15 protein-coding genes and 1 pseudogene are annotated in these 15,164 nt (G+C 69.2%); 11 read left to right on the top strand and 5 right to left on the bottom strand.

Features of this window, described 5'->3' with window-relative positions; all coding sequences use genetic code 11:
• Positions 1-616, top strand: a pseudogene (locus GXZ33_RS07260) (recombinase RecQ); the annotation flags it as partial.
• A gap of 7 nt (positions 617-623) precedes the next feature.
• Here GXZ33_RS07260 and GXZ33_RS07255 read toward each other — a convergent pair.
• Positions 624-1,241 (bottom strand): cyclase family protein, encoded by a 618-nt coding sequence (locus tag GXZ33_RS07255; RefSeq protein WP_291340174.1) that lies wholly within the window; start codon positions 1,239-1,241, stop codon positions 624-626.
• An 18-nt stretch (positions 1,242-1,259) separates the two neighbouring features.
• Between GXZ33_RS07255 and GXZ33_RS07250 the strand changes: the two genes are divergently transcribed.
• The 6 genes from GXZ33_RS07250 to GXZ33_RS07225 all read left to right on the top strand — a co-directional run bounded on the left by GXZ33_RS07250 (position 1,260) and on the right by GXZ33_RS07225 (position 7,445).
• Positions 1,260-2,099, top strand: a complete 840-nt coding sequence (locus tag GXZ33_RS07250; protein ID WP_291340173.1) for a TatD family hydrolase — start codon at positions 1,260-1,262, stop codon at positions 2,097-2,099.
• Positions 2,100-2,290: 191 nt separating this feature from the next.
• The gene (locus GXZ33_RS07245) at positions 2,291-3,433 is read left to right on the top strand and encodes a resuscitation-promoting factor (RefSeq protein WP_291340172.1); all 1,143 of its coding nucleotides are present in this window, start codon (positions 2,291-2,293) and stop codon (positions 3,431-3,433) included.
• Positions 3,434-3,499: 66 nt separating this feature from the next.
• Entirely contained in the window at positions 3,500-4,042 is a 543-nt protein-coding gene (locus GXZ33_RS07240) for a type 1 glutamine amidotransferase domain-containing protein (RefSeq protein ID WP_291340171.1), read from the top strand.
• Between the two features lie 59 nt (positions 4,043-4,101).
• Positions 4,102-5,580, top strand: coding sequence for an aldehyde dehydrogenase family protein (locus GXZ33_RS07235; protein WP_291340170.1), 1,479 nt, complete (start codon positions 4,102-4,104; stop codon positions 5,578-5,580).
• 24 nt (positions 5,581-5,604) lie between these two features.
• A complete protein-coding gene (gene rsmA / locus GXZ33_RS07230) occupies positions 5,605-6,480 on the top strand; it encodes a 16S rRNA (adenine(1518)-N(6)/adenine(1519)-N(6))-dimethyltransferase RsmA (protein WP_291340169.1) in 876 nt (291 codons plus the stop codon).
• A gap of 8 nt (positions 6,481-6,488) precedes the next feature.
• The gene (locus GXZ33_RS07225; protein WP_291340168.1) at positions 6,489-7,445 is read left to right on the top strand and encodes a 4-(cytidine 5'-diphospho)-2-C-methyl-D-erythritol kinase; all 957 of its coding nucleotides are present in this window, start codon (positions 6,489-6,491) and stop codon (positions 7,443-7,445) included.
• 24 nt (positions 7,446-7,469) lie between these two features.
• On the opposite strand, the gene GXZ33_RS07220 is transcribed toward GXZ33_RS07225, so the two are convergent.
• Together GXZ33_RS07220 and GXZ33_RS07215 are read right to left on the bottom strand one after the other, a co-directional pair.
• Positions 7,470-8,831, bottom strand: a complete 1,362-nt coding sequence (locus GXZ33_RS07220) for an HNH endonuclease (RefSeq protein WP_291340167.1) — start codon at positions 8,829-8,831, stop codon at positions 7,470-7,472.
• A 167-nt stretch (positions 8,832-8,998) separates the two neighbouring features.
• Positions 8,999-10,330, bottom strand: coding sequence for a hypothetical protein (locus GXZ33_RS07215; protein ID WP_291340166.1), 1,332 nt, complete (start codon positions 10,328-10,330; stop codon positions 8,999-9,001).
• A 95-nt stretch (positions 10,331-10,425) separates the two neighbouring features.
• Here GXZ33_RS07215 and GXZ33_RS07210 point away from each other — a divergent pair, with 95 nt between their 5' ends.
• Positions 10,426-12,234, top strand: a complete 1,809-nt coding sequence (locus GXZ33_RS07210) for an ABC-F family ATP-binding cassette domain-containing protein (RefSeq protein WP_291340165.1) — start codon at positions 10,426-10,428, stop codon at positions 12,232-12,234.
• A gap of 124 nt (positions 12,235-12,358) precedes the next feature.
• Here the strand turns inward: GXZ33_RS07210 and GXZ33_RS07205 are convergent, their stop codons facing one another.
• The gene (locus tag GXZ33_RS07205) at positions 12,359-12,838 is read right to left on the bottom strand and encodes a TlpA disulfide reductase family protein (RefSeq protein WP_291340164.1); all 480 of its coding nucleotides are present in this window, start codon (positions 12,836-12,838) and stop codon (positions 12,359-12,361) included.
• A gap of 61 nt (positions 12,839-12,899) precedes the next feature.
• Between GXZ33_RS07205 and GXZ33_RS07200 the strand changes: the two genes are divergently transcribed.
• Both GXZ33_RS07200 and ppk2 read left to right on the top strand, forming a co-directional pair.
• Positions 12,900-13,223 carry a putative quinol monooxygenase gene (locus GXZ33_RS07200; protein ID WP_291340163.1) on the top strand — a complete coding sequence of 108 codons (324 nt, stop codon included), beginning with the start codon at positions 12,900-12,902 and terminating at the stop codon, positions 13,221-13,223.
• A 16-nt stretch (positions 13,224-13,239) separates the two neighbouring features.
• Complete coding sequence (gene ppk2, locus GXZ33_RS07195) at positions 13,240-14,097, top strand: polyphosphate kinase 2 (RefSeq protein WP_291340162.1); 858 nt, start codon at positions 13,240-13,242, stop codon at positions 14,095-14,097.
• 7 nt (positions 14,098-14,104) lie between these two features.
• On the opposite strand, the gene GXZ33_RS07190 is transcribed toward ppk2, so the two are convergent.
• On the bottom strand, positions 14,105-14,878 hold the full coding sequence (locus tag GXZ33_RS07190; protein WP_291340161.1) for an HAD family hydrolase: 774 nt from the start codon (positions 14,876-14,878) through the stop codon (positions 14,105-14,107).
• A 34-nt stretch (positions 14,879-14,912) separates the two neighbouring features.
• On the opposite strand from GXZ33_RS07190, the gene GXZ33_RS07185 reads away from it, so the two are divergent.
• On the top strand, positions 14,913-15,164 hold a 252-nt coding region (locus GXZ33_RS07185; protein WP_291340160.1), incomplete at its 3' end, for an enoyl-CoA hydratase/isomerase family protein.

Here is a 15,164-nt window from a genome sequence, read left to right as displayed (position 1 = left end):
GGTGGACCCGGCCGTCGCCGAGCGCGTCGACGCCCGCCTCACCGCCCCCGGTGTCCGCGTGACGCAGCGCCGCCAGTGGCCCACCGGCATATCCGTCCGCGGCCGCATCCACGGCGTCGAACCCGGTCGTGCTCTGGGCCGCCTCAACGACATCGCCCGCGGCCCGGCGCTGACGCAGCTGCTCGCGGACCCCTCCTGGCGCCCCACCTCCCCCTGGCAGCAGGACACCTGGTTGCCACACATCGTCGCGGTGCTCTCCGACTGGGACTGGACCCGGCGGCCGACGACGGTGGTGGCACTGGGATCCCACGACCCGGCGCGCACGGCCTTCGTGGAGGCACTCGCCGAGGCCATCGCCGCGGTGGGGCGCATGACCTTTGCCGGGGTGCTGCCCGTGCGTCCCGGGGCGGGGGAGGTGGCGGCGCAGAACTCCGCCTACCGCGTCACCGCGCTGCTCGACCACTGGGACTACGCCGGCGTCGGGCCCGCCGACGGCCCGGTGCTGCTGGTCACCGACCTCATCGACACCGGCTGGTCGGTCACGGTCGCCGGTTCCGCCCTGGCGGAGCGCACCGGTCAGGCGGTGCTGCCCTTCGCCCTGGCGAGCAGGGGGTGATCCAGGTTCACATCACCGCCACCGCCCGGCACGGGAACGATGACCCACCGGCCGGTACCGGCCAGGACACCCACATCTGTGCCCCTGTCGCGGGCACCCGTTCCAGTCCGGTGAGCAGTTCCACCTGCCAGCGGTCGTGCTCCAGCCACCAGCGCTGGGCCGGGTATTCGCCACGCCCGGTGAGCTCTGCGGGGTCGGTGTTGAGGGTGTCGTGACCGATCGCCACCACTCCGCGGGCATGGAGCAGCTGCACCGCATCGAGTGCCCATCCGGCGTCGAGCTCCCCGGTGTGCAACGTTGCGAAACACCCGGCCGGCACAGGTCCGTGGAGGTCCTCCCACGTGAGGATGTGGGTGGCGGTGAGGAAGGGGGCGTCGAGAAGCGAAAAGACCACCAGCGGCAGGACCATCTCGTGGAGCGGAATGTCCGCGAGCGTGCGGCCGCCGGGCACCACGTGCGCGGGGGCGTCGATATGCGTGCCGGAGGGGCCGACGACCCGGTAGGAGCAGACCTCGAAGCCGTCGGTCGCGGCGTCCGCCAGCTCCGTGACCTCGAGAGGCGGGTCGGTGGGGAAGCGCGGCATGTCCGGGTGCAGGGGGCGGGTGAGGTCGACGAAACGGGTCATGTCCCTAGAATGTCAGCCATGTCGAAGAAGAAGCCCCGTCCCACGCCCGTGCCCGCTGACCGGATCCCCGGGATCGTCGACGCCCACACGCATCTGGCGTCGTGCGGGGCGCGGACGCCGGAGGAGGTCGACGTGATCGTGAGTCGCGCGGTCGAGGCGGGTGTGGAGCTCATCTGCACCGTCGGTGACGGGCTGCCCGAGGCGGAGCTGGCGCTGGCGGCCGCGCAGCACAATGAGCGTGTGTTCGCCGCGTGTGCGGTCCACCCGACCCGGGCGCACGAGCTGGATGACGCCGCCCGGGCGCGTCTCACTGAGATGGTCGCGGACCCGGACTGCGTGGCCGTCGGTGAGACCGGCCTGGACACCTACTGGATCCGGCACGCCCCGGAGCGCACCGCGCCGCTCGAGGTGCAGGAGGAGGCGCTGCGCTGGCACATCGACCTGGCGATCAGCTCCGGCAAGGCCCTCATGCTGCACAACCGCGAGGCCGACACCGAACTGATGGCGGTGCTCGCCGACGCCCCGCAGCCGGTGGAGACGATCCTGCACTGCTTCTCCTCACCGCTGGCGATGGCGGAGGAGGCGCTCGAACGTGGTTATGTGCTCAGCTTCGCGGGCAACGTGACGTTCAAGCGCAACGACGAGCTGCGGGAGGCCGCCCGGATCGCGCCGCGGGGGCAGCTGCTCATCGAGACGGATGCGCCGTACATGACACCGGAGCCTTTCCGTGGGGCGCGTAATGAGCCGGCCCTGGTGGGGCACACGGCGCTGTGCGTGGCGGAGGCCAGGGGGCAGGACGTGGCAGATCTAGCGCTCGAACTGACGGAAACGTTTCAGCGGGTGTACCAGCGGGGGTAGTGAGCATATTCACAGAGGTCGCTGAGCTGCGCTTATGGGGTGGAAGTGGTGCGAGTTAACTGAGTTTCCTGAGATGGCGACACATCTCAGGTTCCCTGGCGCTCACATTACTGTTACCGTACTGTGATCAACGAGCCAGCGGCGACAGCTGCAGGATTTCCCCGAATGAGATCGAGAACGTAAAAAACCCCATGGGCCTCAACAACACTTCACGAATCACGCGGATCAACAACTCCGGCACCTCCCACACCAAGCGACTCGCCACCGGCGGAGTCCTGGGTGCCCTCCTCGTCGGCGGCGTCGCCGTCGCCGGCGCACAGAAGGACGTCGTCCTCGACGTCAACGGTGAGACCACCGAGCTGACCACCCTGTCCCGCGACGTCGCGGGCGCGCTGGACGCCGCCGGTGTCGTCGTCGACGACGCGGACCTGGTCTACCCGGCCCCGAGCGAGGCCCTCACCAAGGGCGCGACGATCACGGTCCGCACCGCGAAGCCGGTCGCCGTCGTCATCGACGGTGAGGAGACCGAGGTCACCTCCACCGCCCTGACCGTCAACGACCTCATCGGTGAGCTCTCCGATCTCCGCCCGTCCGCGAAGGTCGCCGAGTCCGGCGACACCCGCGTCACCGACGGCATGCGCGTCGACATCACCACCCCGAAGATCGTCGCCGTCAACGACGGCGGCAAGGTCGTCTACACCGAGGTCGCCGCCTCCGACGTCAAGGAGCTTCTCGACGCCCGCGGCATCGAGCTCGGCGAGCACGACCGCGTCACCCCGGCACCGGACACCGCCCTGCGGAACAACACCCAGGTCACCATCGAGCGTGTCACCGTCTCCGAGGAGACCGTCACCGAGTCCTTCGAGGCCCCGGCCGAGTACATCGACGACCCGCAGTCCCCCGAGGGCACCGAGACCGTCCTCGAGGCCGGCACCCCGGGCACCCGGGAGATCACCACCCGCATCACGACCGTCAACGGGGTCGAGTCCTCCCGCGAGACCGTCGCCGAGAACGAGATCGCCCCGGCGACCGCCGCCCGTATCTCCCGCGGCACCAAGGCCGCCCCGAGCGCACCCTCCGTCGCCGGCGGCTCCGTGTGGGACACCCTCGCGCAGTGCGAGTCCGGCGGCAACTGGTCCATCAACACCGGCAACGGCTACCAGGGTGGCCTGCAGTTCTCCCCGTCCACCTGGGCGGCCTACGGCGGCACCCAGTTCGCGCCGACCGCCAACCTGGCGACCCGTGAGCAGCAGATCGCCATCGCCGAGAAGACCCTCGCCGGCCAGGGCTGGGGCGCATGGCCGGCCTGCACCGCCCGCATGGGCCTGCGCTAGGCTCCTGCGCCGCGGAGCAGGAATCATTACGCTCGGGGCATACAACCCCCGAGAAAGGTGATGAACATGTCTGACTCCACCACGCTGAACAACGTCCGGGTCGCCGTCATCGCGACCCACGGTTTCGAGGATTCCGAGCTCACCCAGCCCGTCGAGGCGGTCCGCGCCGCAGGGGCCGAGGTCACCGTCCTCGCCCCGGAGGCGGGCACCATCGAGGGCAAGAACGGCACGGAGGTCACCGTCGACGGGCTCACCACCGACGCCGACCCGGCCGATTTTGACGCCCTCATCCTGCCCGGCGGCACCGGCAACGCCGACAAGATCCGCATGGACGAGCCGGCGGTCGCCTTCGTCAGGGCCCACGTCGAGGCGGGGAAGCCGCTGGGCGTGATCTGCCACGGTGCGTGGATCCTCACCGACGCCGACGTCCTCGCCGGCCGCACCCTCACCTCCTACCCGTCGATCCGGACCGACCTGCGCAACGCGGGTGCGACGTGGGTGGATGAGGAGGTCCGCGTCGACGACGGCATCGTCTCCTCCCGCACGCCGGACGACCTGCCGGCCTTCAACGCGGCGATCGTCGAGAAGTTCGCGGAGGGCGGCAGCTAGCCCCGGCACATATACTGAACGGTCAGTTGGTAAATCCCGTAGTCCCGGAAAGGACCACCATGACCGTCACCCCGTTCGAGCCCGGCATCTTCGCAGGCCAGTCCGTCAACACGCAGTTCATCGGCGGCGAGTGGCGGGACGGACGCTCGGGACGGGTCGCGGAGATCACCAACCCCTTCGACGACTCCGCCGTCACCAGCATCCGCCTCGCCGACGCCACCGACCTCGACGAGGCCTACCGCGCCGCCGCCGAGGCGCAGAAGGAGTGGGCGGCGACGGGGCCGGGTGGGCGTCGCAAAGTGATGCTCGCGGCCGCCGAGATCCTGCGCTCCCGCCGCATGGAGATCGTCGAGTGGCTGGTCCGCGAGGGCGGGTCGACCACCACCAAGGCGCACATCGAGGTCACCCTGGCCGTCACCATGGCGCAGGAGGCGGCGTCCTTCCCGACGCGCCTGTCCGGCCAGCTCTTCGACACCAACACCCCGGACCGGGAGGTCCGCGTCGAACGCGGACCCGTCGGCGTCGTCGGGGTCATCAGCCCGTGGAACTTCCCGCTGCACCTCACCCAGCGCTCCGTCGCCCCGGCTCTCGCGGTGGGCAACGCCGTGGTGATCAAGCCCGCGAGCGACACCCCCGTCACCGGCGGCCTGCTGCTCGCCCGGGTCTACGAGGAGGCCGGACTGCCCGCGGGCGTCCTGTCCGTCGTCGTCGGCTCCGGCTCCGAGATCGGCGACGAGTTCGTCGCACACCCCGTCCCCGGGCTCATCAGCTTCACCGGTTCCACCCCGGTGGGCAAGAAGGTCGGCCGCGTCGCCGTCAGCGGTGAGCACCTCAAGCCCGTCGCCCTGGAGCTCGGCGGCAACGCCCCGCTCGTCGTGCTTGACGACGCCGACCTCCCCGCCGCCGTCCACACCGCCGTCGTCGGCTCCTTCCTCCACTCCGGGCAGATCTGCATGGCGGTCAACCGGATCATCGTGACGGAGGGGGTGCGGGAGGCGTTCGTCGGGAAGCTGCTCGCGGCGGCCGGGAGGATCCGCACCGGCGACCCCGCACTCAAGGACACCCTCGTGGGCCCCATCATCAACGACTCCCAGGTCGAGGCGCTGCACGCCAAGATCGCCCGGGCCCGGGAGGAGGGCGCGACCGTCGCGCTCGAGGGGCCGACCGAGGGACGTGTCATCCCGCCGCACATCTTCACCGACGTCACCCCCGACATGGAGATCGCCCGCGAGGAGATCTTCGGCCCGCTCATCGGCATCCTCACCGCCCGCGACGAGGAGCACGCCCTGGAGCTGGCCAACGCGAGCACCTACGGACTGTCCGCCAGCGTGTTCACCCAGAACCTCGACCGCGGTCTGCGTTTCGCCCGCCGCATGGAGTCCGGGATGGCCTTCGTCAACGAGGGCCCGATCCAGGACGAGGCGCACGTCGCGTTCGGCGGCACCCGCAACTCGGGCCTCGGCCGTTTCAACGGCCCCTGGGCCATGGAGGCGTTCACGAAGACGCAGACCCTCGGCGTCGTCCGAATCGGTGACTAACCGCTGGTGGTCTAGATTGGGAGCATGACCTCCAGTGAACAGCCCGCCGACCTGCTCGGACCCGTGGAGATCCGCGCCCTGGCAGAGAAGCTCGACGTCACCCCGACGAAGAAACTCGGCCAGAACTTCCTGCACGACCCGAACACGGTCCGCATGATCATCGCGGCCGCGGACCTCTCACCGGAGGACCACGTCGTCGAGGTCGGGCCGGGCCTCGGCTCGCTCACCCTGGGGCTGCTCGACACCGTCGCCCGCGTCACCGCCGTGGAGATCGACCCTCGTCTCGCCGCGGAGCTGCCCAGCACCGTCGAATGGCGCGCACCCGCGCAGGCCGGCAAGCTGACCATCGTGCAGAAGGACGCCCTCCGCGTCGAGCCGGCTGACCTGGGGGAACCGACCGCGCTGGTCGCGAACCTGCCCTACAACGTCTCCGTCCCGGTGCTGCTGCACCTGCTGGCGACCTTCCCCTCGATCCGCCGCGTCCTCGTCATGGTGCAGGCGGAGGTGGCGGACCGTCTCGCCGCGGAGCCGGGCTCCAAGATCTACGGCGTGCCCAGCGTCAAGGCCGCGTTCTACGGCGCGGTGCGGCGGGCGGGGTCCGTCGGAAAGCATGTCTTCTGGCCGGCGCCGAACATCGAGTCCGGCCTGGTCCGCATCGACCTCTTCGAGCCCGGCTCCGAGCCGTGGCCGATCACCGACGAATCCCGCGCGCAGGTGTGGCCGGTCATCGACGCCGCCTTCGCCCAGCGCCGCAAGACCCTGCGCGCCGCGCTTTCCGGGCACTACGGCTCCGGTGTCGCCGCGGAGGAGGCTCTCCGCGCCGCCGGGATCGATCCCCAGCTGCGCGGCGAGAAGCTCGACGTCACCGACTTCGTCCGTCTCGCGGGGGTCACTTCATGAGCGAGCGCATGAGGTCCATCAGCGCGCAGGCGCACGCCAAGGTCAACCTGCACCTCGGGGTGGGTGACCTGCGCGAGGACGGTTACCACGACCTGACCACCGTCTTCCAGTCCCTGAGCCTGGCCGACACGGTCACCCTGGAGATCGGCCCCGACCGCGATCTGGTCACCGGGGGTTCGATCGTCTCGGGGTTGTCCGCCATGGGGCTGGACGCGGCCTCCGTGCCGACGGATGACTCGAACCTGGCGTGGCGGGCCGTCGACAAGCTCGTGGAGTACTACCGGAGCCATCACGGCCTGGCGGAGTCCCGTAGCGTGCACATCCAGATCCACAAGGGCATCCCCACCGCCGGCGGCATGGCCGGTGGTTCCGCCGACGCGGCCGCCGCCCTCGTCGCCGCCCACGCCTTCCTCTCCGAGAACCACCCCGCCGTGCCGATGTCCGTGTTGAACGACATCGCCGCGGAGCTCGGCTCCGACGTGCCCTTCACCCTGCGGGGCGGGACGATGCTCGGCCGCGGGCGCGGCGAACTGCTCACCCCGATGCTCTCGCGTGGGACGTACCACTGGGCGCTCGTGTTCTTCAAGGAGGGGCTGTCCACGCCACGGGTGTTCGCGGAGCTGGACGACATGCGGGCCCGGGGCACACAGATCGGCCCGTCCCCGGACACGACGGCGCTGTCCCGCGCCCTGCTCAGCGGCGAGGCGGAGGAGCTGGCCCCTGTGCTGGTCAATGACCTGCAGGTTCCCGCGCTCTCCCTGCGTCGTGACATCGGGCGGACGCTGGAGGCCGGACGGGAGGCAGGGGCCCTGGCGGGCATCGTCTCCGGTTCAGGCCCGACGGTGGCTTTCCTGTGCCGTTCGGAGCTGCATGCCCGGGATGTCCTCGATGATCTGCTCGCCGACGGCGCCTACTCGGGCACCACCGCCCACGGGCCGGCGAAGGGCGCCCACCTCATCGACTGACCGCCGGAGTGCGCCGTGGCGCACTCACAGGGCGGTGCCATCGTCGTCATCGTTGAAGCTGTCGGTGTGCTCCCAGACGTCGACGAGATGCTCATCGCCGCGGGGGACCGGACCGCTGAAGTACCTGTCTCCCCACCGGCCCATGGCGGCGTCGGTGACCGCCAGGCCGCGGTTCTCCGAGGTGTAGCTCTCACCACCCGGCAGCCGGAAACGCAACAGGCGCGGGTCGGTGTCGAAGAGAATGACCATGATCCCCGCGCTCACCAGCGCATGACACCCCGAGCACAGGGGGATGAGGTTGGACAGTTCCGTCATCCCACCCTCCGCCCAGGGCACGATGTGGTGGAACTCGAGGAAGCGGGTGTGGTCGCAACCGGGGCCGGCGCACTGGTGACCCCAGGCCGTCAGCAGCGCCTTCACCTGGGCGGCCGTGGCCAGTCGCGTGGAGCGGGTGACCTTGAGCGTCAGCCCGGTGCGGTCGAGCAGGTGGTAGCGGACCGCCCCGTTGAGGATCGCGCGCATCAGGTGGCCGGTCTGCCCACCGTGGTGGCCGGGGATGAAGGCGCGTCCGTCCTGCGTGACCATGACGTTCACCTCCGCCCCCGGGGCGCGGACCCGGCTGACGGGGTGGGACCGCGCGATGTGGATCAGCCCCATGAATGCGGTGAACACCGTCGACGCGAGGGGTGCGCCGAAGCGGGTCCGGGGTCCTGTGCCCTGGTCCGGTTCCGTACCCTCAGCGCCGCGCGCCTTGTCGACGAGCTCCGCCACAGCCTCCGGGTCCTCGAGTGTCTGCTTGTCGACACCCTCCAGGTCCACCAGGTTGGCCAGCTCCGAGATCTTGAGTGCCGCCATGAACTCGGCTCCCCGTTCGGGGTCGAGCCGGCCCCACAGGCGGAGCTCTCCGGTCTCCGGGTCCACGACCACGGACAACTTGTTGAGGGTGGGGGCGGAACCCGGGGCGTCCCGCCCGGCCAGCATCATCTTCAGCTCGGGGAAGGGGTGGGCCCGCGCCAGTGCGATGAGTTCCTCCTGGTTCTCCTGCGTCATGTACCGCAGGAGCAGGCGGACGACGGAGTAGGAGAAGTCGGCGGCGAGGAAGGCCTCGCTGAGCAGCGGGAAGGTCCGCAGTTTGGTGCCCACTCCGAGGTACTCGTAGGAGGTGCGACGGGATACCCCGTGGGTGCGTTGGATCCACACGGAGGTATTGGGTGCGCCGTGTCCGGTGGCGAGCCCGCGGTGGTGGAATTCGGTCAGCGCCATGATGAAGCGCGCCTTGTGGTGGGTGAGCAGGGAGTGGGCGTCGGAGATGGTGGCGGTCAGGTCGGCGTCGGACTGGTCGGTCAGTGCGGTTGCTGTGATGGGTGCTGTCTGTGTCGGCAGCATCGCGGTTCCCCCGGAAGTCGAATTGGTGTTCGATCATCCGCAATGTAACACACGCCCCGGACATGAACTTGCCACGGCTGTTTCTGCAGCTCAGGGTGCTGGAAATGGGGAGGAGAGTGCGCCACGGCGCACTCTCCTGTGACTTCTTCCGGTCAGCCTGTCCGGCCTCAGTGGTCGTGGTCCCCGTGGCCCTCGTGTCCCGGCTTCCCCGCGATCTGGGCGGCGTCGGCGTCGGCGATGCCGTCCAGCACCGTCATCTCCACCGGGGCGAAGGTGAGCTGGAAGCGGTTGCGCACCTCTCCCGAGGTCAGGTCCACCAGGACCAGCTCCTTGTTCTCGGCGTCGGTGATGTAGGCGGTGTCGCCGACGACCTGGATGATCGGGCCGGGCTCCTGCCACTTCTCCTTCTCCTCCCAGGCCTCGATGGCCGGGATGTCGGCGGTGATCTCCCCGGACCCGGGGTCGATGACCTTCAGGTGGCCGTCGTAGGTGAGGACGAGGGCCTCGCCGGCGGGGCCGCGGCTCAGTGAGCGGAACCAGTAGGAGGAATCCAGCTCCACCTGCTGCATGGTGTTGCTGCGGGTGTCGATGAGGGTGACGCGGGTCGGGCGTTCCTTCTTCGCGTCCTTGTCCACCTTGAGATCTCCGAGGACGGTGGGGGAATCGGGGTGTCCCGCGACGTTGCCGGTGCGCTGGTAATCGGCCCCGTGGGCGGCGGGGATCTTGTGGAACTCCGTGCCGTCGAAGACGACCGGCCCGTCCTCGCATCCGAACACTGCGCGGCCTGCGGCGGCGGTCGCCTCGCCGTGGACTCCCGGGCACTGGTCCGTCTCCGCGAGGACGGTTCCGTCGGCGGCGCGGTGCTGGATGGTCCTGCGCTCATCCTCGGTGCCGACCGTCAGCAGCACGGAGCCGTCCCGGAACGGCACGGCGACGCCGTGGTGCGGCGCTCCGGTGTCCACGACCGTGCCGTCGGCGGCGCGGTAGCCCCCGGCGACCTGGTCGGTGGGGATGATGCGCACGGTGCCCTCGCCGTCGGAGAACAGCGCGGTCAGTCCGTCGTTGACCACCACGTGGCCGGCGTGCGGGGAGTCGTAGGAGATGTCGGTGAGGGAGGGGTCTCCGGCGTAGCTGTGGGTGTGGTCACCGTGGAGGCGGGTCTGCACGGCGGCGTCGAGGGCGAGGAACCGGTCGCCGTCGGCGATGAGGGCGTGGCGGCCGTCTCCTGCTCCGGCCAGCCGCAGGAATCCGGGGTGGTCGATCTCGGAGATGACGTCGCCGGTGGCGGAGTCGAGGACGGTGACGCCCCGGTCGTGGGAGAGTAGTACCCGCGGGGTGACGGAGGCGACTTCCTTGAGTTCGCTTGCCGACGCCGCCCCGGTGGCGGGGGAGGTCGTGGTGGCGGTGGTGGCGGGAGTGGGGCCGCCGCAGGCGGCGAGCAGGAGGGAGGTCAGGAGGGCGGGGACGGCCAGGGTGGCCGGGCGGAGTCGTTTCTGCATGGGCGGAACACTAATGCAAATGAAAACCATGTGAAACAGGGGTGGTGGGAAGGTTCGCTCCCACCCCTCCCGACCGCCTAGAATGTGCTCTTGACATGACGAATCTGATTAATCTCGAGAACGTCTCCAAGACCTGGGGGCTCAAGACACTGCTCGACGGCGTGAGCCTCGGAGTGCAGACCGGCGACCGCATCGGCGTCGTGGGACTCAACGGCGGCGGCAAGACGACCCTCCTGGAGGTCCTCACCGGCATCGAGGAACCCGACTCCGGCCGCGTCTCCCACAACTCCGACCTCCGCATGGCGGTGGTCACCCAGCGCGCGGAACTCGACCCGGACGACACGGTCGCGGACGTCGTCGTCAAGCCTCTCGGACTGCAGACCTACGAGTGGGCCTCCAACGCCCGCGTCCGTGAGGTCCTCGGCGGCATCGGCGTCGCGGAACTCGGCCTGGATACCAAGGTGGGCAGCCTCTCCGGTGGCGAGCGCCGCCGTGTGAACCTCGCCGCCGCACTCGTCCGCGACCTCGACCTCGTGGTCCTGGATGAGCCCACCAACCACCTCGACGTCGAGGGCGTGCAGTGGCTCGCGCAGCATCTCCTGGACCGCCGCATCGCCGTCGTCGTGGTCACCCACGACCGCTGGTTCCTCGACCAGGTCGCCACCCTGACCTGGGAGGTCCACGACGGACGGGTCGACACCTACGAGGGTGGCTACAACGACTGGATCTTCGCACGCGCCGAGCGTGCCCGCCAGGCCGACGCCATCGAGCAGCGCCGCCAGAACCTGGCCCGCAAGGAACTCGCCTGGCTGCGCCGCGGCGCACCGGCCCGCACCTCCAAGCCGCGCTACCGCGTCGAGGCCGCCGAGGCGCTCATCGCCGACGTCCCCGCCCCGCGCGACACCGTCGAGCTCATGGCCTTCTCCCGCCAGCGGCAGGGCAAGGTGGTCATCGAACTCGAGGACGCCCGCATCGAGACCCCCGACGGACGCATGCTCGTCGACCACCTCACCTGGCGTCTCGCGCCGGGCGAGCGCATCGGCCTCGTCGGTGTCAACGGCTCCGGCAAGACCACCCTCCTGCGGGCCCTCGCCGGCGAGCACCCGCTGGCCGCCGGCCGTCGCATCGAGGGGCAGACCGTCCGACTCGGCTGGCTCCGCCAGGAACTCGACGACCTAGACCCCGACCGCACGCTTCTCGACGCCGTCGAGGACGTCGCCACCTACGTCCACCTCGGCAACCGCGAGATGTCCGCCTCGCAGCTCGCCGAACGCCTCGGCTTCTCGCCGAAGCGCCAGCGCACCCCCGTCGGTGACCTCTCCGGCGGTGAGCGCCGTCGTCTGCAGCTCACCCGCGTGCTCATGTCCGAGCCCAACGTCCTGCTCCTCGACGAGCCCACCAACGACCTCGACATCGACACCCTGCAGGAACTCGAGTCACTCCTCGACTCCTGGCCCGGCACCCTCGTCGTCATCTCCCACGACCGCTACCTCATCGAGCGCATCGCCGACTCCACCTGGGCGCTGTTCGGCGACGGCCAGCTCACCAACCTCCCCCGCGGCATCGAGCAGTACCTCGAGGTCCGTGCACAACAGGCCGAGGCCGCCGGATCCGGCCCCCTGGACCTGGGGGAGAGGGACCAGGCGCCCGTCGAGAAGCAGTCGGGCCTGAGCTCCCAGGAGGAACGCGAACTGCGCAAGCAGATGCAGGCGCTGGAGCGGAAGATGTCGCGTCTCGACGAGCGCATCGCCACCTTCGAGCAGGAGATGGCCGTGCTGTCCGCGGCCGCCGACCCGGACTACGGCAAGATCGCCGACGCCAACACCGCCCTCAACGAGGCCCGCGAGGAACACGAGGAACTCGAGATGGAATGGCTCGAGGTGGGGGAGCAGCTCGAGGGCTGATATCCCCAGGTGAAGTATCTGCAAGTGACCCCGATCTGGGGATGCAGGACCACGCATTCCCCTTCGGCCTGGCCACGGTCTACGACAACAACCACCACTACGTCGCCATTGCTCTGAGGGCCCTCTAACCCGCAGATTCCGCCTCCTCCGCCAGCAGCGTCCCCAGCCACACGCCGAGGGCCAGGTCATCGATCTGGCCGAGCCACTTCTGGCGGACGCGACCCTGCCGGTCGACGAGCATGGTGGTGGGGGTGCCCTCGAGCTGCCAGCGTTTCATCGTCACCGGCAGGACTCCGGTCTCGCTGGGCCGGTCGACGGCGACGGGGAAGCGGATGCCGAACTCGTGGAGGAACACCTCCAGGGCGTCCGGCCCGGTCACCGCGTGGTGCTCGAAGACGCTGTGGATGCCCAGCACGACCAGCTGATCGCTCTTGATCATCTGGTGGACGCGGCGGGCCTGGGGGAGGGAGTGGTTGACGCAGCCGGGGCAGAGCATCTGGAAGAACTCCACCAGCAGGACCTTGCCGCGCAGCTTCTCCAGCTCCAGGGGCGGGGAGTTGAACCAGCGGGTGACGTCGAACTCGAAGGTTTCCTGTGCAGCCATGACGGCCTCCTTGTGCAGTAGATCACAGTCTACCCGGCGGTCCGTCGGTACTCTGGACACCATGATTCTGATCAACGTCCGATTCCGCCCACTGCCCGAGTACGTCGAGAACTTCCGTGAGCTCGTCGACGAGTTCACCCGGCGGACCCGTGAAGAACCCGGCTGCATCTTCTTCGACTGGTCCCGGAACACAGATGATCCGGATGAGTACATCCTGATCGAGGCCTTCCAGGATGACGCCGCTGAGGCGCACGTGAACTCCGATCATTTCCGGGCCGCGACCGAGATGTTCCCGCGGATTCTGGCGGAGACCCCGCAGATCATCAACACCCTCATCGAGGGAAAGAGCGGGTGGGACCGGATGGCCGAATTCCAGGTCAGCTGAAGGTAGTCTGAGTTGTATGGGTAACAAGGACACCACTGACCAGATCCCTAAGCCGAAGAAGCTGGACAACAAGGCCTACGAGAAGGAGCTCAAGAGGCTCCAGGCCGAGCTGGTGGATATGCAGCAGTGGGTCGTCGAGACCGGTGCGCGCGTGGTCATCATCATGGAGGGCCGTGACGCGGCCGGCAAGGGCTCCGCGATCAAGCGGATCACCCAGTACCTCAACCCCCGCAGCGCCCGGATCGAAGCCCTGCCCGCCCCGAGCTCCCGTGAGCAGGGGCAGTGGTACTTCCAGCGTTACGTCGAGAAGCTGCCGACCGCCGGTGAGATCGTGATCTTCGACCGCTCCTGGTACAACCGGGCGGGCGTCGAGCGCGTCATGGGGTTCTGCACCTCGCAGGAGTACCGCCGCTTCCTCCACCAGGCCCCGATCTTCGAGCGTCTGCTCGTCGAGGACGGCATCCTGCTGCGCAAGTACTGGTTCTCCGTCTCGGACGAGGAGCAGCTGGCCCGTTTCCAGTCCCGTCTGGAGGATCCGCTGCGCCGCTGGAAGCTCTCGCCGATGGACCTGCAGTCCATCACCCGGTGGGAGGACTACTCCCGCGCGAAGGACGAGATGTTCATCCACACGGACATCCCCTCCGCCCCGTGGTACACGGTGGAGAGCGAGGACAAGAAGCGGTCCCGCATCAACGTGATCGCGCACCTGCTGTCGACGATCCCGTACGAGAAGATCGACCGCCCGCTGCCGCAGATCCCGGACCGTCCGGAGTCCGACAACGGCTACGAGCGTCCGCCGCGCGCCGAGTTCCGCTACGTGCCGGACGTCGCGAGCAAGCTCACCGAGCCGAAGCAGAAGCCGAAGAAGAAGTAGCGCCGGTTCAGGCGTCGAGCAGCTCCCGGAGGACGGTGACCACGCCGGCCTCCGTGTTCGGCGGTGCGATGTGGTGCGCGATCGCCTTGATGTCGGGGTGCGCGTTCTCCATCGCCCACGCCGTGCCCGCCGCCTGCAGCAGCTCGAGGTCGTTGAGGTAGTCGCCGAACGCCGCGATCTGGTGCTTCTCGACGCCCATCGTCTCCGCGAGCGCCGTCAACGCCCGGCCCTTGCCGGCGTCGGCGTTCATGATGTCCACCCAGTGGGCCCCGGAGACGACGACGTTGGCGTCGGGGGCGGCGTCGCGGAGCGCGGGGTGGATCTCACGCTCGGCGTCCCCGGTGGTGAACCCCGCCAGCTTGATGACGCCCGTCACCGCGTGCAGGTCCTCCGTCGCCTGACGTGAGTGGTAGTACTTCGCCAGCTCGGCCTCCGTCTCCGCGGAGATGCCCGGCAGGTGGTACGCGACCGTCGGGGTGCACACCACGAGATCCATGTCGAGCCCCGCGGCGGCGTCGATGACGGAGTGGACCGTGGGGACGTCGAGAAGCGTCGTGGACACGACCTCCCCCTCATGGAAGACACAGGTGCCGTTCTCGGCGATGAAGGTGTCCCCCGGGAAGATGGCGCGCAGCGTGGCCAGCTGGCGGCCCGACGCAGGGGCGACGGCGACGCCGCGGGAGCGCAGTTCCCCGAGGACGGGCCAGAAGGAGTCGGGGATCTGACCGGCGGCGTCGAGAAGCGTGCCGTCCATGTCGAGGGCGATGATCCGGAACTCCATTACTATGACCTTTCGCGTCGGTAGGCTGTCGGGCATGAATGAACAGCCCGTGCATGTCAGCGTCCGCCAGCGTACCGGTGTCCTCGAACTGGACCGTCCGAAGGCGCTCAACAGCCTCAACCACGAGATGATCCGCATCATCACCGACGCCCTCGAACAGTGGCGCGAGGATCCGGACATCGAGCAGGTGCTCATCGTCTCCGCCTCGCCGAAGGCCTTCTGCGCCGGCGGTGACGTGCGCCAGGCCCGCGACGGCATCCTCGCCGGGGACCACGGCCCGGTGGAT

Source organism: Corynebacterium sp., from assembly GCF_012838985.1.
In the GTDB taxonomy this organism is placed as follows: domain Bacteria; phylum Actinomycetota; class Actinomycetes; order Mycobacteriales; family Mycobacteriaceae; genus Corynebacterium.
This window is presented reverse-complemented; position numbering and strand designations above follow the sequence as displayed.